Source organism: Emticicia agri, from assembly GCF_004168285.1.
Taxonomy (GTDB): Bacteria; Bacteroidota; Bacteroidia; order Cytophagales; family Spirosomataceae; genus Emticicia; species Emticicia agri.
This window is the reverse complement of record NZ_SEWF01000044.1, coordinates 1-25,979: the sequence shown is the minus strand read 5'-3', so window position 1 is coordinate 25,979 and position 25,979 is coordinate 1. Positions and strand designations below refer to the sequence as shown.

Sequence of the window (25,979 nt, the reverse complement as noted above, 5' to 3'; positions counted from 1 at the left end):
CTATCCCCGACCCTTTCCCCAACAGTGGGGAAAGGGAGTAAAATCCGTTTCTCATTTGTTGGAATTAAAGCCAATATAAGGGCTAAAATAAGGTTTATTTCATCAATTCTAATGCTTTGCTGATGTCTGCGGTGGGTAACTGACAGATTTTGTCGAAGCAGACATAAATCATGGTTTCGGTACTTTTGGCGTTCCGGTTTTGTAATAATGGCAGGTCTGATGATTCCTGTGTGCCTATATACACTTTGTTGGGTGCATAGGTTTCGTCTAATATGGCTCTTACCTGCTGTAAATCCTTGCCTACAATAGCTACTTCAGCCATGGGTTTTGCCATCTGGGTAGCTAAAGTAGCCCAGTTGGTGAGCCATTGGGTTTCGGTAAGGACCAGTTTTTTCATTTTACCCAACATCTTTTTGCTTATCGCTACAAAATCCTGACGGTCGAGTATCAGTCCTAACTGGTACAGATTAGCCGCCATGATGGAATTTGATGCCGGAATCACGTTGTCGAATATTTCTTTTTTACGGGCTATCAGTTGCTCGCCCTCACTATCGGTAAAATAGAAAAACTCGTCTTCGGCATCATAAAAATTGGCGATGGTATAGTCGGTCAGCATTTCGGCTTCTTTCAGCCATTGTTCATCGAAAGTAACCTGATACAATGCGGTATAGGCATCTATTACACTGGCGTAATCTTCGAGATAAGCAATGAGCGTAGCCTTGCCGTTTTTATAGTTATGCCATAATCCTCTGGCCTCTTTACCATCTTCTGTCAATACCTTTAAAGTCATTTTTTCTTGCAGAAAACGGGCATTTGCCAATGCCAGTCTTAAAAACTCAGGTTCATTAATGTATCTGTAAGCATCTATTAGTCCTTTGAGCATCAAACCGTTCCACGAACACAAAATCTTATCATCAAGTCCCGGTCGGATGCGTGTTTCTCTTTGTGCCAATAATTGGGCAAATAGCTTATTCCATTGCGTATTGTCTATGGCCCACAGGCGTTCTTCTAAGTGCAGAATATTGTTGCCATGCTCCCAGTTGCCTGCTTCGCTTATAGCAAAGGCCTCACAAAACTCATTCGATTTTTCGGCTAACAGATAATCTATTTCTTTTTTCGACCAGATATAGAACTTCCCTTCTTCTCCCTCACTATCAGCATCTAAAGCAGAATAAAATCCGTTTTCAGGGCTTGTCATTTCTCTGGCGAGCCATTTGATGGTCTGGGTTACTTTTTCTTTATAGAGATGGTCTTTGGTAAGGGCATACGCCTCGGCATAAAGCGATACCAGTTGGCCGTTGTCGTACAGCATTTTTTCGAAATGTGGCACTTTCCAGTCTTCATCGGTTGAGTAGCGAGTCCAGCCTCCGCCTAATATATCGTAAATACCACCTAAACAGAGCCTGTCAAGTGTCAGGCTGATGTGCTGTAAAGCACGTTCATCTTGTGTAACGGCATAATAACGAAGCAGAAATTTCCAGATACTGGGCATCGGGAATTTTGGCGCACGATTCATACCGCCTTTTTCATAATCGAAGTCTGCCCTGATTCGATTAAAAATGGTTACCAATTCTTCTTCTGTAAAGGTCAGTTCTTCCTCTGCCTGCAAACCATATTTCTCTGACTCCTTGAACAGCATATTCTGCGTAAATCCCTGAGCCGACTCTTGTAATTTGCCGTAATTTTCGTCAAAAGCCCGTTTGATACTTACTACCAGGTTTGCCCAGTTTTGTGGCGGAAAATAAGTACCGCCATAAAAAGGCTGTGCATCGGGCATCAGAAACACATTCAGAGGCCAGCCGCCTCGTACCCCCATTGCCTGCAACGACTCCATATAAATGGCGTCAACGTCGGGACGTTCTTCTCTGTCCACTTTAATACAAACCAGATGCTCATTCATCAACCCGGCTATCTGTTTATTCTCAAACGATTCCCGCTCCATTACATGGCACCAATGGCAAGCCGAATAGCCGATACTTACCAGTATAGGTTTATTTTCGGTTTTGGCTTTTTGCAATGCTGCTTCTCCCCACGGATACCAGTCAACCGGGTTGTGTGCATGTTGCAATAAATAAGGACTTGTTTCGTGAATGAGTTGATTGGGCATATTTTCAGAGGAATGGTTTTGCTATTAGAAACATCGGAATAAGTGAAGTTGTTCGGTTTTGGAATTAGATTTTTTGGCTGATTATGATTTATGTATGACGATTTTTCAAATCGTCAAAATTCGGCAGAATTTTAGTTTTTTGCAGAATTAAAATAGTATTTGCATTATTTGAATTACCGCAAATTTTGCCATAAAACGATTTAAAAAATCGTGATACAGAAGTCACTCCTTTATAAATTTCTTAGAAGCATTTAAGGTTTTGATGATATATGTTCCGCCGGATAGTTGGCTGATTTTTATGGATTTTGTGTTTTCTCCCTGTTGCAGATTTGCTTCTTCCTGATATACTATTTTACCTGTCATATCCACAATCTCAATATTAGCTTTTTGTTGAATGAGGCTGTTTATGCCAACGGTTAGATCGTGCTGAGATGGGTTAGGATATATCTTAAATGAGACAAGCGATTGCGAGGGTTCATTGCCGAGCAAAGTCATATCAAACTTGCAGAGAAATACCTCATATCCTTTCAGTAATACATTTACTTTCCAGTTGTTATAGGTAGCTTCTACTACCACTACCTCGTTTTCGTCTTTGGCATAAGGATTATGCGCAGCTACCAGAAAATCGGTTCCTTTGGCTACACCCCGCCAGATGGGTTTGCGGTTATCAACGTAACTATGTGCCGGTTGCGGAATCACGAGTTGATAGACTCCCGTAAACATATCTTTGTATCTCGATAACCGATATAGCCCATGAATAAAATGCTCGTAGGCTGCAAAGTTTTCGTTGTTGTTAAACAATGTAGGGTCATCCCAAAGCCATAAGCCATTGGCTCCTGAAAAAAACGGAAAAATAGCCGTAGCTTCAGCCATAAAGGGCTTGATAAATTTTCTGGCTGCATCGGTTACATAACTATAGCGCAACCACACAAACGGAATAATAGGCTTAGTAGGTGCCCATGCCTTATTTACCTCAATCTGAAACAGCAAATAAGCTAAATAATCAGCCGCTAAGGGATTGGGATAATCGTAGTAATAATAGGCCGCCGGACTAAAAAAATCCTGTCGGCTATAAACTTCACCCCCAATTTTATTGCTTGTAAAATCATACAACAGAAAGTTGAGCAGACTGGCATCAGTTGTCCATTTCTGCCATGAATTACCCGGAATATTGATATAAGTATTCAGGATCGGTGCATCGGAATACCCCCCTATCTGAGCCGATTTATTGCCTTTGGTAAAACCAAATGCCTCGGCATAGAGGTTTTGTAAGTCTTTTTTGTATTGGGTGATAAAAGAATTATTAGCTAAACTTCTGTAAGCAACCGGGGTAGTAGGATGATTTTTGAGTATCAGAATAGAATCGTTAGATTTGATTTGCCGCTCAATATCGGGTACCAGCAAATCTACTTCGGGCATAGTGGCAAGTTCATGCTGCCATTTGGCTCTATACCCATCTAAGTTATTATTCCAGGGGCTTTTGATAGATTCCCAGGGCTGGTTGGTGCCTGTATAACCGACGCCATACCACACAATTGCCCGCTGGTTTTTAGGCAGATTATCGTCTGCCCCTTCAAAAGTAGCCAAATGACTAAAACCATGTTTCAACGGAAGCCTTTGCGTATCGCCAAACCGTGGACCACCATACACCACCGAAAACGGCAGACTAAATTCAGGAAACTTCTGCCAGTCAATAGCCCTGTTTTGAGTAGTTGGGTTTAGCTGGAAAGTAGATGAATTGCAGGATTGGGCTTTAATGTAGTAAGGAGAAAAGAATAAAAAAAGGGCGAGAATACCCCATGTACTGAATCCTACAGTATTGGAATTTGCTTCCCACCGATGAGGTGAGAGACCTTTTAGCCCTCCCCACTGTTGGGGAGGGTTGGGTGGGGTTTTAGTATCACTATTCTTCTTAAAAATCATCAAAAAATAAATAAGTATAATCGCTTCAATCAAAACGCCTGCTCCTGTCTCTTCAACTCCTCAAAAACATAACGGATAGAACTGTATGAATTGAGTAATGCCTGCTGAATTTGTTTTTCGTCCATCCATTGTAGTTCTTCAATATCTTCTTCCAACTGCGGTCGCATTTCCGAATCATCAATACAGTTCATTCTGTACCATTTGGTGCGTTTCAGTATTTTACTGCCTCCCATGGCATAGGTATGCCAGGTTGTACAAACCTTTTCGCCTAACACCACGGTTATATTACATTCTTCTGCTACTTCTCTCACAGCCGTCTCTTTCGACTTCTCGTCGTCGTCACGTTTGCCTTTGGGTAAATCCCATTTGCCCAGACGGTGCATCATCAATATTTTATTTTCCTGATTAAACACTACCCCTCCAGCCGCCTTCACTACCCGGTAATAGCCTTTTATCTGTTCTTCTATGGCATCTTTGTCGTCAACCACAAACACTACCGACTGATAATCAAAACCCTTAGCGGTTGTTAAAAGCCGGAAAAACTTTTCGATGGTAGCGGCAGAGGTATTCAGAACAATTACGTGTCCTTTCAGTTTTTTTTCACTCAATTGCTCCAGACGAGCATCTAAAATGGTATCAAAATCACTGCCGTGCAGGTGATGAAACTTCTTTTTACTAATAATTTTTACAGGTTTGTCGTCAATGAAGATAACCATTTGTTTTGTTTTGGCAGATTTGATTCAGGCAACAAAGTTCGTAATTTTTTTGGAAGTAAAAGAAGTCATAAAAAAATTATAATACGCATTTCGTTTACAATATCTGTAAAACCTATTATTTTGCACTTTAATCACCATCTGGCTTGCAAACTGTAAAGCCGAAACCATTTAAATGGAAATTTTAATTATCCTTTTTTTAGTGATACTTAACGGTATCTTCTCCATGTCGGAGATTGCCCTGGTATCCTCCCGCAAAACAAAACTCGAAATACTCAGTAAAAATGGCGATAAAAGAGCGCAGTCTGCGCTCGACCTTGCAAATTCACCCAACCGTTTCTTATCTACTGTTCAAATTGGTATTACACTCATCAGTATCTTAACGGGTATTTTTTCAGGCGACACCCTGACCGAGAACCTGAAAAGTATCTTGATGGGATGGGGTCTGTCTGATAAATATGCCGACGAAATAGCGGTAGGTCTTGTGGTGTTAATCATTGGTTTTGTGCAATTAGTCTTAGGCGAACTCGTGCCGAAACGCATAGGAATGGCAAACCCGGAAGCGATTGCCAAAGTAATGGCCGCTCCGATGAATATCCTTTCAAAAATCACCTCTCCGTTTATCTGGCTTCTTACGATTTGCAGCGATTTGATTTTCAAGATTTTAGGCATTCAGCAATCTGAAAACTCTGTAACGGAAGAAGAAATCAAGTCGATTATTCAGGAAGGTGCCACAGGCGGAGCTATTGACGAAATTGAACAGGAAATTGTACAGAACGTTTTTCATCTCGGAGATAGAAAAATAACTACCCTGATGACCAGCCGCAACGAAATCACGATTCTTGACATTGATGATTCGCCGGAAGAAAACAGAACGAAAGTCATTGAATACAAACATTCGGTTTATCCGGTCTGTAAAGACGGTATCGACAATATCATAGGTTTGCTCTATATCAAAGACCTGTTAGGAAAAGATTTAGATACCGAATTCAAGCATCTGGAATCAAAGCTCAAAGAACCCTTGTTTATTCCTGAAAATAACCATGCCTATCAGGCATTGGAGAAATTCCGTGAGGAGCGTATCCACATGGGCATCATTGTTGATGAATACGGTAGTGTTTTAGGTATCATTACCCTTAATGATATTCTTGATGCGCTGGTAGGTGATATTTCGGTAGATGATGAATTTGAATATGATATTCATGAGCGCGAAGACGGAAGTTTTTTAGTAGATGCCTCGTTGCCTTTTGATGATTTCCTGAATCATTTTGAAATAAGCATCAATAACCGGAAAGAATACACGGGTTTTGATACCCTTGGCGGTTTTGCCCTGAATATTCTGAAAGAAATACCTGATACAGGTGATAAATTCGAATGGGAAGATTATGAATTTGAGATTATGGATATGGACAAAAACCGTATTGATAAGATTTTAGTCATGAAAATCCCGAAGGAAGAATGATAGTTTAGCGGCTTTGTCTGAACTGTGATTTAGTGACTTTGTCTGAACTGTGATTTAACTGATTTAATGATTAAAATGATTACTTAATAAACCTATCCTTAAATCGTCTTTGATTAATTAAGGATTCAGAGAATTACATCAGTGCAATCAGTTAAATCAAAGTTTAAACAATAATCACAGTTCAGACAAAAACATCAAAATCACTCAAATCAGTTAAATCAAAGTTCAGACAAAATCACTAATTAAATCACAGTTCAGACAATAATCACAGTTCAGACAAAAAAAAACCTCTGCTTTGTAACATATTTTATTTTCAATGAATACTTCCCACAAAATTGCTTCTTATCTGTTATCGACGAAAGCTGTAAAACTGAGCCCTGAACAACCTTTTAAATGGAGCTCAGGTTGGAACTCCCCTATTTACTGCGATAATCGGGTAACGCTGTCATATCCTGAAGCAAGAACATTTATCAAGAAATCGCTGGCAAAGGCTATCAAAAAACATTTTCCTGATGCCGAACTGATTGCCGGAGTAGCTACGGCGGGTATTCCGCAAGGTACATTAGTGGCCGAAGCCTTAGGTTTGCCTTTTGCTTATGTGCGTCCGAAACCAAAAGAGCATGGCATGGGCAACCAGATTGAGGGACGTATAGAAAAAGGCCAGAAAGTAGTAGTTATTGAAGACTTGATTTCAACAGGGGGCAGTTCGTTGAAAGCGGTTGATGCGCTGAGAGAGGCGGGTATAGAGGTAGTAGGAATGGTTGCTATTTTTACTTATGGTTTTAAAATAGCCGATAAAAACTTTGCTGACAAAAATGTACCCTTAGTAACCCTCAGTAATTATAATGCTTTGATTGATGAGGCCATCAAACAGAATTATATCTCTGCCGAATCATTGGAATCGCTCAAAAAATGGCGTAGAAAACCAGAAACCTGGGGTGTCTGATACAGGATAATTTATAAAAGTAAAAGGTGGAATCTGTCTCAGGCTCCACCTTTTGCTTTTATGTGGTAGTAAACATCTGTTTCAGAAAAGTAACCAGCTATTATTTTGTCGGGAAAAGAGATAGCATTAGATAACAGGCAGTTAAACGTATTCAGATTGGTAATCGGGCTAACCGATGATGAGAATTTTTATAAATGGAATGAAGGGAATCAATACTAAGGTAAATAAGAAAAAAGAGAGAGAAATGTGTTACTAAAATAAGTAAGCATTTGCTGGTGTTGTTTAGGCCAAACCCTATTTTATTCTTACTAAAATCTTTTGTCGGGTGAATTTTCTTATCTGATAGTCAAGCAAACGTTATTATAATAATAAATAGTATAGCTTCACTACATTCGTTTTTATAACATTGATAAGTGGTTAGGTGTATCAACTTTATAAAAATTATAGCTCTTTTTCGTGCTAAAAATCAATGCTCAAAGTTGAGAATAAAAATAAAACTGCAAATGCGTAAAAATACCTGTTTTTTACAACACTTACTTTTACCTATAACCCGGATTTCTGTTTGGCTTGCTTTTTGAATGGTTAATTAAGTAATTTTTCACCTTCGCAAAAACAGGTATTTTTACGCATATAGGCGGTTATAAAAGCACCTAATTTTGCTTAACCATCAAACAAAATGAACTTAGATGTAAAAAATTCAAATGCACCCGTAAGTGGCCCGGCTCCTACTCCAGATCCTTACAAAATTCCATTATCGACCGCTAAAGAGTGGATAAACAACTGGCTTGATTTTGACCTGCAAAAGGCAAAAATTCAACCAAGCGAAATGAAAGCCTTTGCTATCAGAAGACAAGACTTACAGGACCTTTGGAGTCTTTCTGAAGATGCAAACTGGGTAAGGATGTACATTGGACTCGAATTATTGGACACGGGAGTTTACCAACCGCATTTATTGATGGTAAATGCCATAGGGCCTGAGAATGTAAGCGCCATTACGCGTCTGAAAATCAAAGACCTTATCAACTATGACCCTGATACTTTACAAGACCAGTATGTAAATGATTTCTCTAAGGTCTGCCCTCCGTTCTGTGACCCTGATAGTGATTTAAACAGTTGACAATTGCTAAACAATAAAGTGTTACTATTTAAGACTGTTTAAGTTAATTCTGTTTCGTTAAAAATGGCAGTATGCGATACTCGGTACGCTGCACATTCAGTTAATGAAATTTAACTTGGACAGTTTTTTTATTGCCTATACCTCAATTAATCTTAACCCCGGTAAAAGAGGTATTGCCCCAAAATGTGTAGTGAGCGCATTTTTGGTTTCATTGATAGTAATTACACTTTATCAGTACTGATGAATGCCTACTGCTGTCTCCGTTAACTCAAAACGACCTTTGCTGCGGATGTTGTTAATTTAGCTCTACGAATTGTTATATTTGTGGAGCTATACCATACCTAATACCCTATGCCAAATGCTTAAAACGGTTGGAAATTTTTTAGTAACCTATGTATCTTTTGTTTTACTTTTTCCGCTGGCTATTGCTGTTTATCGGTGGAAGTATCTGAAAAAAGAACTGAAACCTATCGGCTATTACCTGGCCTTTGCTCTTTTTTCGCAACTGGTTGCTACATTTTCCGTCTTTTTTACCAATAACAATATGCCTTTTCTGCATATTTATACGGTGGTTGAGTTTGGTCTGATATCATGGTTTTATAAAGAATACCTTGGCGATTTTTTCAATAAAATAATCATTTACGTTTTTTTTGGTGTGTTTGCAGTATTTGCTGTCATCAACGCCTTTTATATTCAATCTATTTATGAGCAAAACGCTTACCCCCGTGGGTTAGAATGTTTATTTGTCGTATTTTATGCTATTGTGGCGTATTACAAAACCATTAAATCTCTGGACATCATTTCGATAGAAAAATCACCTTTGTTTTGGATTAATGCCGGATTTCTGTTTTACTTTGCAGGCAGTCTCTTTTTGTTTGTTCTCGGCAATTTAATCTTAACTCAGGATATACAATTAAGCATGCTTTCATGGGCAATTCATGCCTGTATCTTAGGCTTAATGTATATTTTTATCGGAATTGGTTTATGGCACAGTCCTCGTCAGTAGGTGCTTCTGTTGATATGTATATGATGATTATCGGTGGCACTATTATGCTTTTTTTATTGGCCAGTGGTATTATTATCTTTATGGTCATGTATCAGCGACGCATGCTTGAGCATAGAATTACTGTACAGGCCGCTGAAACCAAGCATCAGCAGGATTTATTCTACAGTACTTTAGAGGCCATTGAAGATGAAAGAATAAGGGTTGCCCGTGATTTGCACGATGAAGTGGGGGCATCGCTGGGATTGATGCGATTACTGGCCGGGAAAATACCGCCAACCAAGGTACCAGAAATTGAAGCAGCCAGTACACAATATAAACAACTGATTGATAGTACCATTGATAACGTAAGGCGCATTTCTAACGATTTACTGCCCCAGGGTTTAGATGAAGTAGGACTGGCTTTTGCCTTGGAAGGATTATGTGAGAAAGTTTTAAGTGTATCAGACATAAATATTGACTTGAAAATTGATAGAAATCTGCCAAGTTTTGGCAATATTATCAATTTAGCGGTTTATCGGTTGTTACAGGAATTACTTAATAATGCCGTGAAACATTCAGAAGCGACACTTATTGAAATTGAAGTCAGAAAAGAACTGTCGGTACTGAAAATTAATTATGCCGACAATGGAAAGGGTTTTGATTTAGTACAGGCATACAAGAAGAAAAGCCTGGGACTGAAAAATATCGAAATACGTACGCAAGTGCTGAATGGCTCGGCGCAATTTGAAACGCAACCTAATGCTGGATTAAAAGTGAGGATTGAAATCCCGCTCAATCATTAACTACCAACACTTGTAAACTTATAATAAACATTCATCAGATGAGTGTCTATTCTTTGTTATACCCTGAATGTAGATGAGGCGTGTCTTCGTACATCTGCACAAACATCATACACTAACCTGACGCTGCTGTTGATTATACTCATTAAAATTTTCAATGACCCCTGTTGATTAACCTTAGTTATGAAAAAAATTAATGTAGCTATTGCAGACGACCAGATTCTGTTTCGTAAAGGCATGATTGGTATTATTAATGGTCTTGCCGATACACAAATAACCATTGAAGCTGACAACGGCAGAACCCTCCTTGAAGCAATAGCAACCAGTGAGACAAAACCTGACATTGTGTTGTTAGACCTGTCAATGCCGGAACTGAACGGCGTTGAAACCACTAAAATACTGCATGCAGATTATCCCGACATCAAGATTATTATTTTGTCGGTGCACAGCGATGAGCGCTTTGTGGCGCATCTGATGGAGCTGGGCATCAATGCCTACCTCTTTAAAAACGTTGAACCCTCTGAGGTTGAAAAAGCTATTTTAGCCGTGATTGAAAAAGGATTTTATTTTAACGAAGTATTTCTCAAAGCCATGAAAAACCGAATGCTTGGCAAGAAACCCCGGTTATTGATTCAGGATAATATTCCTTCTACCCTCACCCAACGTGAGTTAGAGGTATTAGACCTGATTTGCAGACAATACACAGCACAGGAAATTGCAGAGAAATTATTCATCAGTACACGCACTGTTGACGGCCACCGCAACAACCTGTTAGAAAAAACAGGCGTAAGAAATACAGCAGGGCTGGTCGTATTTGCCATCAAAAACAACCTGCTTGACCCTTCGGCTTTGTTGTAATGGCGAATATTATTTTATTGTCGATTTTCAATTTCAGATTGTCGAATTGAAAAAATGAGATTCAATTCGACAATTTGCATCGCAACAGCGACCCATCCGAAAATCGACAATTCTCCTCTATATTCAACATCGACAAGGCATCTCGCACCTCATTCGACAATCTGCATCGCAACGGCGACCCGTTCGAAACTCGACAATTCTCTCAATTCGTCCCCAGATGCTTCAACATTCTGATATGTGAATCAAGCCCTCTGGTAAAAGAAGCTTTGTCGTTATACGGAATATTGAATTCTTGCGCAGTGTTACGGACAATAGAAGAAATTGCCCTGTAATGAATATGAGAAATATGCGGAAAAAGATGATGTTCAATCTGGTAGTCAAGCCCGCCTATATACCACGAAAGGGCATAGTTTCTGCTCGAAAAGTTTGCCGTAGTATGTAACTGATGTATAGCCCAGGCGTTTTCTATATTGCCTTTTTCGTCGGGCGAGGGTTGGCAGGCACCTTCTACTATGTGCGCCAACTGAAATATAGTACTTAAAATAATACCTGCCACACAGTGCATGGTCAGAAAACCAATCAGCCACTGCCCGAAACTAAGATTAAGCATATAAACGGGCAAAACAATGGCAATCAGTATATAACCTATCTTTCCGACAATGAGCCATATAATCTCTTTTCGTGGGAATGATTTGACCAATCCGGTTTTTGACATCTGGTTATAGAGCGAAATTTCTTTGAAATCTTTCCACAAAAACGAGATAGTCATGAGGCTGTATAGAAAGAAGGCATATATATGCTGAAAACGATGGTAAGCCTTGCGCTTGTCGCCGCAAGAGAGTCTTAGCAGAAATTTACCCGTAATATCCTCATCAACATCGTGTATATTGGTATAGGTATGGTGCAAACGGTTATGCTGAATTTCCCAGTTATAGACGTTGCCACCTAATAAATAAAGCGACGCTCCGAACAGTTTGTTTACCCAGCCATGTTCAGAAAATGAGCCATGAATGGCGTCGTGCATCACAGACATACCCACGCCTGCCACACCTATTCCCATAACAGCGGTTAAGGCTAACATCTGCCATTGCGAAAACTGTCCTGATAAAATCAGCACATAAGAGCCGATATATAAGGTGAGTAAGGCAAGTGCTTTGACCAATATCATCCGACCGCCGGTTTTGGATATCTGATTCTCATGAAAATAAGAATCGACATTATCGCGCAGGACAGAAAAAAAGAGAGATTTGTCCTTATTAAGGAATTTCACTCTTGCATATTTTGAAGGTTTCATTAAAGGGTATCGATAGGTAAAGGGCTTAATTTTTTTACAATCTACAATTTTTTCTTGTAGAAATATAATTTTAATACGATAACCTTTAAAATTTATTATCAAAGCAGCACTTTTTATTCCGAAAAATTGTTTCAAACCGTGATTATAGCCTTCAATAATTGATTGCCTGACTGAAGCAGTCTTCCAAAACTATCGGCCACCTCTTCAAAAGCAATGCGGTGGGTTATCCAGGCATTGGTATCTATTTTACCTGCCTCCATCAAGGCTATGATGGCACGGAAATCTTCAGGCAAGGCATTACGGCTGGCAAGGATAGTCAGTTCCCGACGATGAAAAAGTGGGTCGAAGAATGTAACTTCCCCCTGAAATAAGCCCACAAAAATAATCTTTCCGCCAAAAGCTGCCAGTTCAAAAGTAGCCATCATCGAACCCGGATTCCCCGTGGCATCAAAGATAGCCGTAGGTAAATCGCCATCAAAATGCGCTCTGATTTCCTCAGCATTATTCAATCCGACTGTTACGGTGGCATCGGCTTGCATGGTATTTTTCGCAAATGATAAACGGGCCTCATTCATATCAAGCATCACTACCTTTGCGCCTTTTATTTTGGCAAACTGCAAACACGCCAGTCCAATTGGTCCTGCCCCCACTACTAACACTTTATCGGCGGCCGTAATGCCTGCCCTGTTTACCGCATGGCAACCAATGCCCAGGGTTTCTACCAGAGCCAGTTGTTCATAGTTTAGCAGCGCAGAAGGATATAGTTTATCAGCGGGTAATTTCATGTATTCGGTCATGCCGCCATCGGTATGCACGCCTAAAACCTGCAAAGTTTCGCAACAATTGGTTTTGCCATTGCGGCAGGGTTGGCATTTTCCACAATTCAGGTAAGGTTCTACCGAGCATCTGTCGCCTGTTTTCAGGTGGTTTACCTCATTTCCGATTGCTACTACCTCAACACCTAATTCATGCCCCAGAATACGAGGATAAGTAAAAAACGGCTGACGACCCCGATAGGCATGGTAATCAGTACCACATATACCAATCCGATGGATTTTTACCAATGCTTCATCGGCTGCTAATGGGGTTGGTTCTGCAATAGTGTGATAGGCAAATTTTCCGGTTTCCTGTAGAGAAAGTGCTTTCATTGTAATGGCTAAAGTTATTTTTGAGTTGGGTATGGGTATATTATAAAAGCATACCTCTGCGGTACTCAATAAAATTATATCAATAATACCTTTTCAAGCTAATAATCTGCTCAGGAATTGGCTCGCTATTCCAGTGCTCGTGAATGACTAATGCGGCACCCAAAGCAGATGCCTGGGCGATTTCGGAAGCAAAAACCTGTTTGTTAAAAAAGGCGTCGGCCATCAGGTGCATAAAAATTTCATTCTTTGAGAATCCGCCATCTACAAAAATCTTCTTCACATTCGTACGCCCGATAGCCAGTTTCAGTGAGGCAATCTGTTGTGCTACCAAATCGAGCATAAACTGGTGATAGGCTTCTTCGTAAGATTTAAACAGGTTAATATTGCGCTCTACAAACGGACAGTCTAAGAGTACATCTGCCGTATCGGGGGTTGCCTGTTTGTATTTGTTGCGCAGAAACATAATCAGGTCACGGTCGAATTTTACCTGCTTGAAGTAATCTACTTTTACATTAAAATAATCGGCCAGGTGTTTGGTTTGTCGCTCATGTTCATTTCCGGCAAATATTCTTGAGGCTTTTACAGGTTTTCCCTCAAAGTTAAGAAAACACAAACAATCTTTGGCCAACTGGCTGGCGGTAAGCGGCTCATCGCTGAATGGGTTCAGGCTGATAGCCCAGGTACCGGTTGAAAGCAGAATGAATTTTTCGTCGAACGATTTCAGATAAGGCACCAAAGCCGAAGAACTATCATGTATACCTATGCCTATGGCTCGTGCTGTGGCAGTATCGGTAAACACACTGTTGCTGAACATAGGTTTCTGCTGAATAGCATGCAGATGCTCTGCTTCTACCCAATGGTGGTAATCGTTTTTATCAAAATCCCAGAGTAGAGTATGACAACCGACACTTGTGATTTCAGATACGGGCTGATTGCTGAACAGAAAACTACAGTATTGGGGCAAATGTAAGGAGTGGCGTATCTGATGAAAAACAGCAGGCTTTTCTTTTTTGAGCCAATACAACTGTAAACCGGAATTGAGCATGCCTAAATCGGGCGAAGCAGTTTCTCTGAAAATATCCTTGCCGTATTTTTCAATAAATTCTTTGTAAAGTGGCTTAGGGAAATTTTTCAGGTAATTATACAAAGCTGCAACAGGTTTACCATTAGCACCCAAATGCACCAGACTTGCACCATAGGCCGAAAAATTCAGTCCTTTGATTTCAAAATCTGTTTCCTCAGCAAGGGTCTGAAAACTATTCTTAATCCAGTTTGTGAGTTGAAGCAGGTCGTCAGAAGGATAGCCGTCATCGTCTAATCTTTCTTCTAATTGTTCTTGTATCTCTTTTAAAACCTGATAATTCTGGTCAAAAACCAATAATTTTTTATTTGTTTTACCAATATCAAAAACTGCACAAACAGGCGTAGAAGTTTTCTTTTGAGTCATTGAGTGTTCTTGTGTTTTCGGCTCAAAATTAGTAAACAGTTTTAATTAATGGTATTTCTGTTAGCATAATTCTTTTCTGAAATTATGGGCTTACAAATATTGTTTTTTGTCTATGAATGTGCCTAAAGTTTCTGACTTGGCGGCTGCTAATGACGGCGAATTACATTCGCCGTCTAATTTAACAAAGGTTTTTTGCTTGCATGTGCGGACTTAAGTCCGCTTTAACACTAAAATGATTCGACTTTGCATCCGCCTTTCTTAGATTAGGTTCCTATCATAATGCTAAACAAATTCTATTTCAACAACTCTTTCAAAGCCTGTTTACCGCCTTTATTTTCAGGATTCAATTCAACTGATTTCCAGTATATATCAATAGCTTCTTGCTTTTTACCTATATGTGCCAATGCCTCGCCGTAGCTATTGGTAGATTTTAAAAAATTCTCAATTACTATTGACTCATATTCTTTTTTGCCCTAATTTTATCTCATAAATCATAGTTATAAGTACTCAAAATATACTTTTAGGTTTATAAGTATATTTTGTGCAAGGGCAGTATTAGTTTCCCTAACAATGGGAGCATAATATCTTATAACCCTGCATTTGGCAGTACAACCTTAAAAAAAAATTAATATTTATAATCCATAAAACTTTTCGCTTTACAAAGGCGTTTTATAGGTAGTACAACAACAATTATTCGAAAAAACAATGAAACTTATAACCACAGTAGTGGCGTTATCTGCTTTTGCGATAGCTACCACTTCATTTGCGCAAAGCAAAAAATCGCCTCCGGCTAACTACAAACAGCAGAATTTACTTTTAGCTAAAAAAAGTCAGCCGACGCAACAAGCTCAGATTGCGATTTCAAACGATTACTCAACCAATCCGTTGGAGAATCACCGCAATTACAAGGCGCATGTCAATGCCCCACAGCCTACCACAACCGTTTTTGATGTGGCTTTAGGTAACAGGCATAGAAATTATAAACAAAAAAATCTGCTTACTTCAAACGGTCACAGAGAGGCCACCAAGCGAGCACAGGATATTGAACAAGAGGAGTTGGTTTTGAAATAATAGTGAAATGATTGAGTTCAATATAAAAAAGGTAGTCCACTCGGGCTACCTTTTCTTATTTATGTTAAGGCCTATGCTAATATATTTAAAAACTTAATCCAAACTGAAAACCTATGGTAAATGATAAAGGACGGCTATTGCCTACTCTAAGCGGTAGTGGAACAGCTATGTAATAATTGCTATGCTTGTTTTTCTTTACAACTTTGTTGAGTACAGGCGTAACACCATACCGACCGGAGGTTTCAAAGGCTGCTCTGCCTGCAAACGTGTAACCTTTGCCTAATGCCACTACTACTCCCGGATGAATCAAAAGGTTACTCATGCGGCTTGTGCCTTTTTCAGCAAGTATCTGCGGTACTATTTCTAAAGAAAAACCAACTTTAGGGGTTTTCCATAGGTTAATTCCTAACGGGAAGCCTACCACGTAGCTATCTTTAAAATTGACGGTATTTTGCTTACTGAATGTGATGATTGGGTGCAATAAACCTACATAGCCCGTTACTCTTGGATAAGTTACAGGGGCTGGAGTCTGGGCATGGGCAAGTGTGTTTAAGCAAATAAAAGCTGCCAATAAATAATTTCTCAATGACATAGTTTTGATTTTGTGAGGCGCAAAACTACGGTCGGAGTAAGAGTTTAAATAGGATACTATTTACTTTTTGTATCTGCTTTACTTTTTTGGAAAGAATTTTTGAAAGAGAGTGGATTTTTGCCCGTTATAAGTTTAAACGTGCGTGTAAAATGGCTCTGGTCAGAGAATCCGGTGAGGTAAGCTATTTCCGTAAGCGAATAGTCTGACTCCTGCATCAGGTTAATTGCTTTTTCAATGCGTTTTTTCCTGATGTATTCGCCAAAATTCAAATCATCAAAATACTTAGGAAACTCTCTTGATAAATAGGAAGGATTGAGTGCCAGTTCGTCAGAGATTTTCTTTAAATCAAACGTAAACTGCATATCAATCTGGTCCTGAATCATATGCTTAAGTTCTTTTACCCAGACTGGTATTTTTTTCTTCCCGGCTTCTTTCAGAAACTTCTGATACACCTCATGCAGCAGGTGTTCAAACGGGCTGTTCTGCAAATGCTTTTGCTTGTAGAGGTGAGTGGCCCAGCTATAGAGGGCATCATAAATAATAAAGCCTTGTGCTAATAGCTGATAGTCGTTGGGTATATTGTAAGATAACCCGGCAGAAATAGCCATTAATCCTGCCGATTCGCCTGCCATATCATATCGGTCGGTATCTGCTCCTCTCACAATATCTGCCATAATAGCCACAGCAGCATCTTTAATCTGATATTTTTTTATGATATAATCAAAAGTACATTGGTCGTTGTAGTGCGTAAACTCTACACCCGGAATATCGAACGGCGTAGCGTTCAGTTCAATGGCTTTTTGTAAAACCTCACTTGCGGGTGCATAAATAAATTCTGCGTTTGCATCAACAAATTTGCGGATAAGCCAGGGGCAAGCCAATCGGTCTATTTTAGGTTTTTCCCGGGTTATCCATTTCATGGAGCAAGTTTTTTCCTACAAATTTAGCTCCTGTATTTTCTTTTGCAATACCTCTGCTACAAATTCGTTGCCTTTCTCTGACCAATGCCCGTCGCAGGGCAGAAAATATTCGCCCGGATTTTCTAATTTGGCAAAGGCGTCTAATAAATCAACTACATGAATATTGGCCGACTTACCAAATTTGTTCAAATCATCACGCAGTAAACTTTTTCCGGTTTTCTTGTATTCCATCAAATCAAGCGGATGCGGAATCAGCAGCACAATGACAGGTTTATTTCCGGCCATCTCTTTAATTTTATTCACATTATGACAGAACAAATCCATAGCATCGGTATTTTTCTGGCTGAACACATCGCTTTTGTAGGTCTGCTCAGTACCTGACTGCGTGAATTTCATACGATTAACGATAAATTCAGCCATAGCCCCTGTGTAAGTAAAATTATTGATTAACGCACCTGTTTTACCTACTATCCCCCTATTGCTGTAATAAATATCATTCAATAAATCTTTGGCTGTTCGTTTAGGAATACTATCAGGATATGCCTGCGATTTTTCTAACGCATCTACATGATAAACCAGTTGGTAGTCTTTGGTAGAGTCTTTAACTAAATAAGGTCGGTAACGCCGTTGCGTATAAAAAAAAGACTTACCAAATTCATAATTATCATCAAGGAAATCGTTGAACGGGAAAAATGAAAGCACCACGGCATTGTGCGAGAACTCTTTGGCTTTTGACTCATACAACAGGCGCATCTGTGTAGTACCAAATGACCCCGAAACTCCAAAGTTCAGACACTCCATATTCATATTTTTCTCCATCAGGTCAGATACCCTTTTTTCTTTATCAATGCCATAGCCTTCAATAAATGAATCGCCTAAAAACACAATCCGTTTTTTGTCAGAAACCTTTTGGCGCTCATCGTCCCGTGCGCCATAGCTATTAAACTGGTATTCCACATTCCAGCAAGGACCAATATGGCGGGTAGTGGTATCGGCATAATGCCAAACCCCGAATGTTTTATCGTTATCGACAAAAAAAGGCAGAAACTGCGTAGAATACACCTTCGGCGGTAATCCGAAATGAAACCATCGGATAGCAACAAACGAGAACAATTCCAGAATGATAACCAATACTATTACCTGAATGAAAACAAACTTTAATTTTTTAAGGAAATGTGAAGCCATAGACATGAGTTTCGTTGTACGATTCAATCAGCAATTGCCGGAAATGATTTGTTTGTCAGACAAGGACAAAAATATGCCCGTCAAAATAAAGTGCAATATGCTCAAAAAAAAACAAATTGTGAAAATGAAGTATCACAATCTCAATAAACTTTTTATTGTAAGGTAAAAACATATGAACCTCTTTTTCAATTATTCACACATAGTTGATTTGTTTTTTTGCATACTTAGTTACAGAAACCTTACCTTTGCAGAAAATCCAAAACTTTGATTGAATGAACATTCTTATTTCGAGTAACACTGCATTGCCTGTGACTAAATATGGTGGTATTGAACGTATTTTATGGTGGTTGGGTGAGGAACTGACCAAAATGGGTCATAAAATCACTTTTCTTACGCCTGAAGGCACTAAAAGCGATTTTGCCCGGGTAATTACTTACGACCCCAATATTCCGATTGAAAAACAGATTCCTGAAGACATTGACATTCTGCATCTGAACGAGAAACCCAAAGAGCCTTTATCAAAGCCTTATCTGGTAATGAATCAGGGGAACAGAAACGATTTTGAACCCTTTGATATAAATACCGTATTTGTTTCAAAAGACCATGCGGCAAGGTATCAGTCAGAGGCGTATGTCTATAATGGTTTAAAGTTAGAAGACTACGGCAAGCCCTCTTTTACGCAGAAGCGAACGCATCTGCATTTTCTGGCAAAAGCCGCCTGGCGTGTAAAGAATGTAAAAGGAGCTATTGAAATAGCGAGAAGAAGCCATAATAAATTAGCTGTATTGGGTGGAAACAGGCTTAATATTAAAATGGGATTCCGGTTTACCCTTTATCCGAGTATCAGTTTCTATGGAATGACAGGAGGAGAAGAAAAAAATCAATTGTTGAATGCTTCTAAAGGGCTGTTATTTCCGGTATTATGGCATGAGCCTTTTGGTATTGCTATTATTGAAAGCCTGTATATGGGCTGTCCGGTTTTTGGTACGCCCTATGGTTCGTTGCCCGAACTGGTTACCAAAGAAGTAGGTTTCCTGTCAGACAGAAAGTCTGAACTGGTAGCCCAGATAAAGGATATTGAGCAGTTCAGCAACAAGAAATGTTCTGAATATGTGGCGGATAATTTTACGATTCAGCAAACCACCAGAGACTATCTGAAATACTATGAAATGATACTCAACAAGCAGAATATCAATGCAAATCCTCCTACACTAAAAGAAATACCTCCCAAGTTTTTGCCGCTTTATGAGTAATGGAGTAGATAGGGATGAGCTAATTCCGATATAATAGACAACAAAAACGAGGACGTCTCAAAAGAAAATCGTACGAAATATTATTTGGTGGAATTTTCTCCTCACCCCGTGCGACGTCCGCTCTAAATCTCCCTCTCCAGCAGGAGAGGGAGACTTTAAGCCCCTCTCCTTTTCCAGGAGCGGACGCCGCGCGAAGGGGTTGGGGTGAGGATTTTTCCAAATAATATTTGGCACAAAAGACTTTTGAGACAACCTCGTTGCCATATATCCTCAATCTTAATAATCTTATAATCTGAAATTACGCAGGTTGTAGGTAAAGGTCAGCATATAATAACGGCCTAATACCATGTTTCTCACGTCTTCTACGTAGGCTGTTGACACATTACGACTGATGCTGTTGTTTTGTTTCAGGATATCAAATACATTGAAACGTAATTCACCCGCTTGTTTTTTCAGGAATTTGTAGCCTAAACCTGCATTCCAAAGGGTAAAGCTTCTGTTATAACCTGCTCCCAGACCTGAGTATGACTGGTTAACCACTTCTGTCTGAAACACGAAACCTTTACCAAATAACCAGTTCAGTTTAAAATTACTGTTCTGAGAGAAGAAATTGCTGTTCAGATTGGTTTGTAAGCTATTACGTACAATATTGTAGCTTGGCGAAAACGAAAGTGTAAAATCGAGTTTCTCGCTGGCACTGCTACTCACCACTACCCCACCATTAATTCCATAATTATTGGTAAAACTTCTGGCATTATTAATAAGGTTAGGGTTTTTGGCATAAGAGAACCCTGCATTAAAGTTCACATTTGATTTGATTTTTGTTACGGGTAAACCGTAGCTTACAAAAGACCGCAGACTCAGCATACCATCCATATTCACAGGTTTGTTCAATTGTGAACCTTTGAACAAGATAATGCCATTAGCTAATTCATAATCCTGGTCGGCTATGAAAGTCGATTGTACAATGGCATTGTTTGAATAACTGAAATTACCAAATACATTGATGCTCTGCGCTGTTTTAGACTGGGTTGAACCGAAACGTATAGAGACGTTGTGGGTATAATCCTGTTTCAAATCAGGATTACCTGTCGAAAGTTGTGTAGGGTTGCTGTTGTCAATTACGTCCTGTAATTGATTAACCGAGGGAGCATTGGTATTGGTACGATAGAATACCCGTAAATTAGCTTTGTTTTCGAAACGATAATTGAACATAGCATTTGGCAAAATACTATTGAACGAGTACTTTACATCCTGAGCCAACGGGTAGGTTTGTGCGCTTGCTAATTGCGCATTCTGATAAGAAGCCCCAACCGTAAAGAATGATTGTTGGTTACGAAGACGATAGCTGACACCTGTACGGTTAGTCAGGTAATCGTTATCAAACACGCTGCTCAGTGACTGGTTCAGCAATGAATAGCTATCTGTTTTTTCGTCAAAATCATTCACTCTTCTATCAGACGAACTTAAAGTATAAGAGATATTATGGTCGAACTGCAACTGTGATGTTTTGCTTAGAGGCTCTGTATAAGTTACATTGGCCGACATTCTGTTGCTATTTGTCAGCGATCTGGTCTGCTGATTGATAATCTGAGTGGTATCGTTCGGTGAAAAATAACGGTTAGTTGAATACTGATTGATTAAGCCAGTACGGTCGCTCAGATTGTCTTGTAAACTAATAGAGAACGTACGACCCTCTTTGGCAAAACGATGTCTGTAAAGCAATTCGCCTGATAAATTGAATCCTTTATTATTTGAATTGCGAGAGGTTTGTGTAGTATTCTGTAAAGCACCATTCAGAATAGTTTTAGCATCTAAGGTTGAAAGTGCATTGTTGTCCTGCCAGCTGATACGAGGGGTAAATATGATAGAGTTATCTTTGTTGATATTGTATTCGAGACGCATATTTACCCGATGGTTCATGTTATCGTTGTCTGATGTACTTACGGCATCATACGTCTGTGGCACAGTTCCTAAATACTCACGATGCGATGTACTGACATTTCCATTGTTAGCCGAATTGAAAAAATAGCTGGTATTCAATTTTACTTTTTTGCCCAGGTTATCGCTATAATTTAAACCGATTGAGGTGGTATGTGCGATACCCGGTTGCTGACCTACCAGAAAATCTCCGGCACTGCTACCACCTCCGCCACCACCCGGACGGCCACCGCCGCCACCAAAGTTACCACCGCCACCACCGGGACGACCTCCACCTCCGCCGCCGCCAGGACCACCAAATCCACCACCACCACCTGATGACCCTAATACCCCGAGAATATCCTGATTAGAGAAGTTTTGCTGATTGATATTGTTCGATAGTCCAATTACAGTGAGGCGTTGGTCTTTTTTAAAGAAGTTCATGCTTACACCCGACTGATAGCGGTCGTTTTCGCCATAGCCTGCATATACTTTCCCAAACTGTCCGTTGTTTTTACCCTGCACAGTGGTAATGTTGATAGTTTTGACCGAGTTGCCGTCGTCAAATCCTGTAAACTGGGCTTGTTCGCTCAATCGGTCAAAAACCTGTACTTTGTCTATAATTTCGGCAGGCAGGTTTTTTAGTGCTAATGTGGCATCATCGCCAAAAAACTCCTGGCCGTCAACAGTTACTTTTTTTACATCTTCTCCCTGTGCTTTCACAACACCGTTTTCAATGGTTACACCGGGCATTTTCTTTACAAGGTCTTCGGCAGAAGCATCAGGGTTTGTTTTATAGGCACTGGCATTGTACTGAACCGTGTCGCCTTTTTGCTCTACACGTATCTGTTTTTCACGTACTACTACCTCACTGAGTTGACGGGCATTTTCGCCCATAATAATGGTACCGAGGTTTTTGGCAGTAGTGCCAATGGTTACTTTAGTTTCGTGGTCGTCGTAGCCAATAGAAGTAACACGCAGGAGATAATTGCCGGGTTGTACAGCCGCAAATTTAAAGAACCCTACGGTATCGGCCTGTACACCTTTACGTTGCGTGCTGTCTTGCTGATTAATGAGTAATACGCTGGCACCAACCACTGCTATTTTGGTTTTTGCCTCTTGTACCGTTCCTGTTACTTCTACTCCTTGAGCAAAAATTTTAGCAGAAACTAAAAGTGTGAGTGATACGCTGAATAGATACTTCTTCATTGTTAGTAAATAGTTGACATCTATTAGAACATAAAAGTGGATTAAAGTTTAGCCATACCTCAATATCAGACGACCAATATACGTGTTGTGTAGATAAAACACATCAAACTGGTTGTTTATCTACACATTTTTATTGCATTCGTTGGCTATTATTTTTTTAACAGCCTGAAATTATATTTTGCTTACCGATAAAACTCAAGGGGAATATGCCTTAAATTGCCTCTGAATTATTCAAACAAAAGTTATAGCTGACTTAACCCAACACTCAAATAGCAATCAACTTATGATCAACTACTTAAATCAAAAACCTGGATGTACTTTCTGAATCGGTATTTCAACCCACACACGCCTGTTTGTCTGCTTTTTTCATTGTTTTGCTTAAGCTGTACTTATGCACAAACTACTGATAAACCTAAGGCCCGATATAATTATTTGCTGTCCTTACCTAAGGACTATGACAAAAAAACTATGCCATACCCGCTGGTTATATACTTACATGGAAGTTCACACCGGGGCAACGACCTGAACAAGCTAAAGGGATATGGCTTGCCTTATGTGATTGATAAAGGCAAAGAGTTTAATTTTATTGTGGCTTCGCCACAATGCCCTGGTGGCAAATACTGGAGTACCGAAAACTGGTTTGATTCGCTTTATGCCGAACTTACGACTAAGTACAGAATAGATGCCGACCGTGTGTACCTGACAGGCATCAGCTTGGGCGGCTATGGTACTTTTATTGCAGGAATAGAACATGCCGATAAATTAGCAGCTATCGTTCCGCTTTGCGGAGGTGTCAACGACGATGATATGAACCGTTTATGCCCTACCCTAAAAAAACTACCAATCTGGACTTTCCACGGTACGGCAGATAACATTATTCCTATCAGCGAAACAGAAAGGGTTGTAAAAGCTTTAGACGCATGCGAGGGCAATATCAAATTTACACGCCTCGAAAACGAAGGGCATGGCATACAGTATTTGTATGAAAAAGATGAGATTTATGAGTGGATGATGTTGTGGAAGCGGAAGTAGATTTATTATTAAAGCAAAAATTCCTAAGTTTGGCTGAATGTATATTCAGTCAGTGTGTCAGTCGTTCTTAGAACGACATTTCATCAAACAAATGATTATATTTAACAAAAACCAAATGCTTTTATCTGAATACAATATTTCATAAACGCCGTTCTAAGAACGGCTGGGCGCCCCCGGCTGCCACACTGACTAATAACTCCGTTACGGATTAAAATTTAGCCAAACACTACAATTTTTTCTAAATAAAAAAGCATTAATAGCTTGGCTGAATATACACTCAGCCAAACATTTTTTTTCAAACAGTAACATGATACAAATATGAGTCAAGGCTACCAAATTATTAATCAATCAGCTATACACTACATGACATTTCAGGTAGTTGACTGGGTGGATATATTTACAAGACAGGTGTATAGAGATATTGTTTTAGATAGCTTCAGGTATTCGCAGAAAGAGAAAGGTTTATGGCTGTATGCGTATGTGATTATGTCGAATCATATTCATTTGATAGCTGCATCAAAAGAGGGTAAACTATCAGATTTAGTGAGGGACATTAAGAAGTTTACGGCAGCCAAAATCTTAAAAGCAATTGAAACAGAGCCAGAGAGCCGAAGGGACTGGCTATTAAAGCGCTTTGAGTTTGCCGCACGTAGCAAGTCTAACATGAAAACTTTACAATTCTGGACTCATGAAAATCATGCAATAGAAATTTTTAGCGATAAATTTTTCTTTCAGAAAGCAGATTATATTCACTTAAATCCTGTTAGAGCAGGTATTGTAGCAAAGCCGGAAGATTATCTTTACTCTTCAGCCAGTAATTTTGTTGATAAAGGTGGATTGATTGGTATTGAATATTTTGATGCCAGGTTTATAGATGGTAGTCGGAAAACTACTTATTGGTAGTTATTTTCTGAAATGCTAATTTTACAACAGGTGAAATACTGATTTAGGTGAACATTTTCTATAAAAAGACAGTAATGGTTTGGCTGAATGTACATTCAGTCAGGAGACTATTTTTTAAACTGTGTCAAAACTAAACTTAGAATTTTTCTAATTTTACAATAGACAAAGTTTTTTTATGGCAACCAATCAAGACTTCGATTTTAAGGCTTTTCAAGAAGAAGCCATCAAGGGTTTATATTCAGGCAAGCCCTTAACAGGTGAGAATAGCATTTTTGCTCCCATGCTCAAGCATTTTTTAGAGCAATCCTTACAGGGTGAGATGGAAGCTCATTTATTAGAAGAGCGATCATTAGGCAAGTCAAACAGGCGAAACGGTACTTCAAGTAAAAGGGTAAAAAGTAATGTTGGGGAATTTGAACTGCAAACCCCAAGAGACCGTTCTGTAAGTTTTGAACCAAGTATAGTATCCAAGCGGCAAGTTGTTTTAACAGAGCAATTAGAGGGTCAAATTATTTCGATGTATAGCCGTGGTATGAGTTATTCAGAAATAGGCAAACATCTTCAGGAAATATATGGCTATTCCTTGTCTGCCAGTGAACTTACCAGTATTACTGACAAGGTATTACCCATGTTAAGAGAATGGCAGGTACGTCCATTATCACGCATCTATGTAGTTGCCTGGTTGGATGCGATGTACTATAAAGTAAGAACCGATGGTAAGGTTAATACTCGTGTGCTTTATAGCGTTATTGGATTGAATTTAAGAGGTCAGAAAGAAGTATTAGGTATTTATCTGACAGAAAGTGAAGGGGCAAAATTCTGGTTAAGCGTACTTCAGGATTTCAAAAATAGAGGTGTAGAGGATATTTTTATTTCCTGTGTGGATGGTCTAAAAGGTTTTCCGGAAGCTATTGAAAATGTGTTTCCTAAGACCCAAATACAATTGTGTGTTGTTCACCAAATTAGAGGTTCTTTACGCTTTATTCCAGAAAAATACATTAAAGAATTTATTGTTGATTTAAAGTCAGTCTATCAAGCTCCCAATAGTATTATTGGTGAAGAGAACTTGCTTGTTCTTGAAGAGAAATGGCGTA

General features: G+C 39.4%; 21 protein-coding genes. 11 read left to right on the top strand and 10 right to left on the bottom strand.

Going from position 1 to position 25,979, the window contains the following annotated elements; translation table 11 throughout:
- Positions 1–94: 94 nt before the first annotated feature.
- The 3 genes from EWM59_RS21880 to EWM59_RS21870 form a co-directional block, all read right to left on the bottom strand.
- On the bottom strand, positions 95–2,107 hold the full coding sequence (locus EWM59_RS21880; protein WP_130023388.1) for a thioredoxin domain-containing protein: 2,013 nt from the start codon (positions 2,105–2,107) through the stop codon (positions 95–97).
- A 222-nt stretch (positions 2,108–2,329) separates the two neighbouring features.
- A complete protein-coding gene (locus EWM59_RS21875; RefSeq protein WP_130023387.1) occupies positions 2,330–4,030 on the bottom strand; it encodes a T9SS type A sorting domain-containing protein in 1,701 nt (566 codons plus the stop codon).
- Between the two features lie 29 nt (positions 4,031–4,059).
- A complete protein-coding gene (locus tag EWM59_RS21870) occupies positions 4,060–4,746 on the bottom strand; it encodes an NUDIX hydrolase (RefSeq protein ID WP_130023386.1) in 687 nt (228 codons plus the stop codon).
- A gap of 172 nt (positions 4,747–4,918) precedes the next feature.
- On the opposite strand from EWM59_RS21870, the gene EWM59_RS21865 reads away from it, so the two are divergent.
- The 6 genes from EWM59_RS21865 to EWM59_RS21840 all read left to right on the top strand — a co-directional run bounded on the left by EWM59_RS21865 (position 4,919) and on the right by EWM59_RS21840 (position 10,911).
- Complete coding sequence (locus tag EWM59_RS21865) at positions 4,919–6,205, top strand: hemolysin family protein (RefSeq protein ID WP_130023385.1); 1,287 nt, start codon at positions 4,919–4,921, stop codon at positions 6,203–6,205.
- A 316-nt stretch (positions 6,206–6,521) separates the two neighbouring features.
- The gene (gene pyrE, locus EWM59_RS21860; RefSeq protein WP_130023384.1) at positions 6,522–7,151 is read left to right on the top strand and encodes an orotate phosphoribosyltransferase; all 630 of its coding nucleotides are present in this window, start codon (positions 6,522–6,524) and stop codon (positions 7,149–7,151) included.
- A gap of 676 nt (positions 7,152–7,827) precedes the next feature.
- The gene (locus EWM59_RS21855; RefSeq protein ID WP_130023383.1) at positions 7,828–8,268 is read left to right on the top strand and encodes a hypothetical protein; all 441 of its coding nucleotides are present in this window, start codon (positions 7,828–7,830) and stop codon (positions 8,266–8,268) included.
- 358 nt (positions 8,269–8,626) lie between these two features.
- A complete protein-coding gene (locus EWM59_RS21850) occupies positions 8,627–9,274 on the top strand; it encodes a hypothetical protein (protein ID WP_130023382.1) in 648 nt (215 codons plus the stop codon).
- Positions 9,253–10,056 carry a sensor histidine kinase gene (locus EWM59_RS21845; RefSeq protein ID WP_130023381.1) on the top strand — a complete coding sequence of 268 codons (804 nt, stop codon included), beginning with the start codon at positions 9,253–9,255 and terminating at the stop codon, positions 10,054–10,056. Before EWM59_RS21850 ends, EWM59_RS21845 begins: the two co-directional genes overlap by 22 nt.
- 180 nt (positions 10,057–10,236) lie before the next feature.
- Entirely contained in the window at positions 10,237–10,911 is a 675-nt protein-coding gene (locus EWM59_RS21840; protein WP_130023380.1) for a response regulator transcription factor, read from the top strand.
- Positions 10,912–11,113: 202 nt separating this feature from the next.
- Here the strand turns inward: EWM59_RS21840 and EWM59_RS21835 are convergent, their stop codons facing one another.
- The 3 genes from EWM59_RS21835 to EWM59_RS21825 form a co-directional block, all read right to left on the bottom strand.
- Positions 11,114–12,079: a fatty acid desaturase family protein gene (locus tag EWM59_RS21835; protein WP_229239411.1), complete on the bottom strand. Its 966-nt coding sequence runs from the start codon at positions 12,077–12,079 to the stop codon at positions 11,114–11,116.
- A gap of 257 nt (positions 12,080–12,336) precedes the next feature.
- Positions 12,337–13,353 carry a zinc-binding alcohol dehydrogenase family protein gene (locus EWM59_RS21830; RefSeq protein WP_130023378.1) on the bottom strand — a complete coding sequence of 339 codons (1,017 nt, stop codon included), beginning with the start codon at positions 13,351–13,353 and terminating at the stop codon, positions 12,337–12,339.
- A 79-nt stretch (positions 13,354–13,432) separates the two neighbouring features.
- Positions 13,433–14,800 carry an FGGY-family carbohydrate kinase gene (locus EWM59_RS21825; protein WP_130023377.1) on the bottom strand — a complete coding sequence of 456 codons (1,368 nt, stop codon included), beginning with the start codon at positions 14,798–14,800 and terminating at the stop codon, positions 13,433–13,435.
- Positions 14,801–15,505: 705 nt separating this feature from the next.
- On the opposite strand from EWM59_RS21825, the gene EWM59_RS21820 reads away from it, so the two are divergent.
- Positions 15,506–15,871 carry a hypothetical protein gene (locus tag EWM59_RS21820; RefSeq protein WP_130023376.1) on the top strand — a complete coding sequence of 122 codons (366 nt, stop codon included), beginning with the start codon at positions 15,506–15,508 and terminating at the stop codon, positions 15,869–15,871.
- Positions 15,872–15,956: 85 nt separating this feature from the next.
- Here the strand turns inward: EWM59_RS21820 and EWM59_RS21815 are convergent, their stop codons facing one another.
- Genes EWM59_RS21815 through EWM59_RS21805 form a run of 3 tightly spaced genes read right to left on the bottom strand, consistent with a single transcriptional unit; the run spans position 15,957 to position 18,568 of the window.
- Entirely contained in the window at positions 15,957–16,463 is a 507-nt protein-coding gene (locus EWM59_RS21815; RefSeq protein ID WP_130023375.1) for a hypothetical protein, read from the bottom strand.
- Positions 16,464–16,519: 56 nt separating this feature from the next.
- Positions 16,520–17,383, bottom strand: coding sequence for a chromate resistance protein ChrB domain-containing protein (locus tag EWM59_RS21810; protein ID WP_130023374.1), 864 nt, complete (start codon positions 17,381–17,383; stop codon positions 16,520–16,522).
- A gap of 15 nt (positions 17,384–17,398) precedes the next feature.
- The gene (locus tag EWM59_RS21805; RefSeq protein ID WP_165372262.1) at positions 17,399–18,568 is read right to left on the bottom strand and encodes an SGNH/GDSL hydrolase family protein; all 1,170 of its coding nucleotides are present in this window, start codon (positions 18,566–18,568) and stop codon (positions 17,399–17,401) included.
- A gap of 272 nt (positions 18,569–18,840) precedes the next feature.
- Between EWM59_RS21805 and EWM59_RS21800 the strand changes: the two genes are divergently transcribed.
- On the top strand, positions 18,841–19,821 hold the full coding sequence (locus tag EWM59_RS21800; RefSeq protein WP_130023372.1) for a glycosyltransferase: 981 nt from the start codon (positions 18,841–18,843) through the stop codon (positions 19,819–19,821).
- 285 nt (positions 19,822–20,106) lie between these two features.
- Here the strand turns inward: EWM59_RS21800 and EWM59_RS21795 are convergent, their stop codons facing one another.
- Positions 20,107–22,950: an outer membrane beta-barrel protein gene (locus tag EWM59_RS21795; protein ID WP_130023371.1), complete on the bottom strand. Its 2,844-nt coding sequence runs from the start codon at positions 22,948–22,950 to the stop codon at positions 20,107–20,109.
- A 468-nt stretch (positions 22,951–23,418) separates the two neighbouring features.
- Here EWM59_RS21795 and EWM59_RS21790 point away from each other — a divergent pair, with 468 nt between their 5' ends.
- From EWM59_RS21790 to EWM59_RS21780, 3 genes are all read left to right on the top strand, one after another.
- Complete coding sequence (locus EWM59_RS21790) at positions 23,419–23,982, top strand: carboxylesterase family protein (protein WP_229239410.1); 564 nt, start codon at positions 23,419–23,421, stop codon at positions 23,980–23,982.
- A gap of 318 nt (positions 23,983–24,300) precedes the next feature.
- Entirely contained in the window at positions 24,301–24,885 is a 585-nt protein-coding gene (locus tag EWM59_RS21785) for an REP-associated tyrosine transposase (RefSeq protein ID WP_130023369.1), read from the top strand.
- A 175-nt stretch (positions 24,886–25,060) separates the two neighbouring features.
- Positions 25,061–25,979 (top strand): IS256 family transposase (locus tag EWM59_RS21780; protein ID WP_130020228.1); only part of this gene is annotated, 919 nt, incomplete at its 3' end.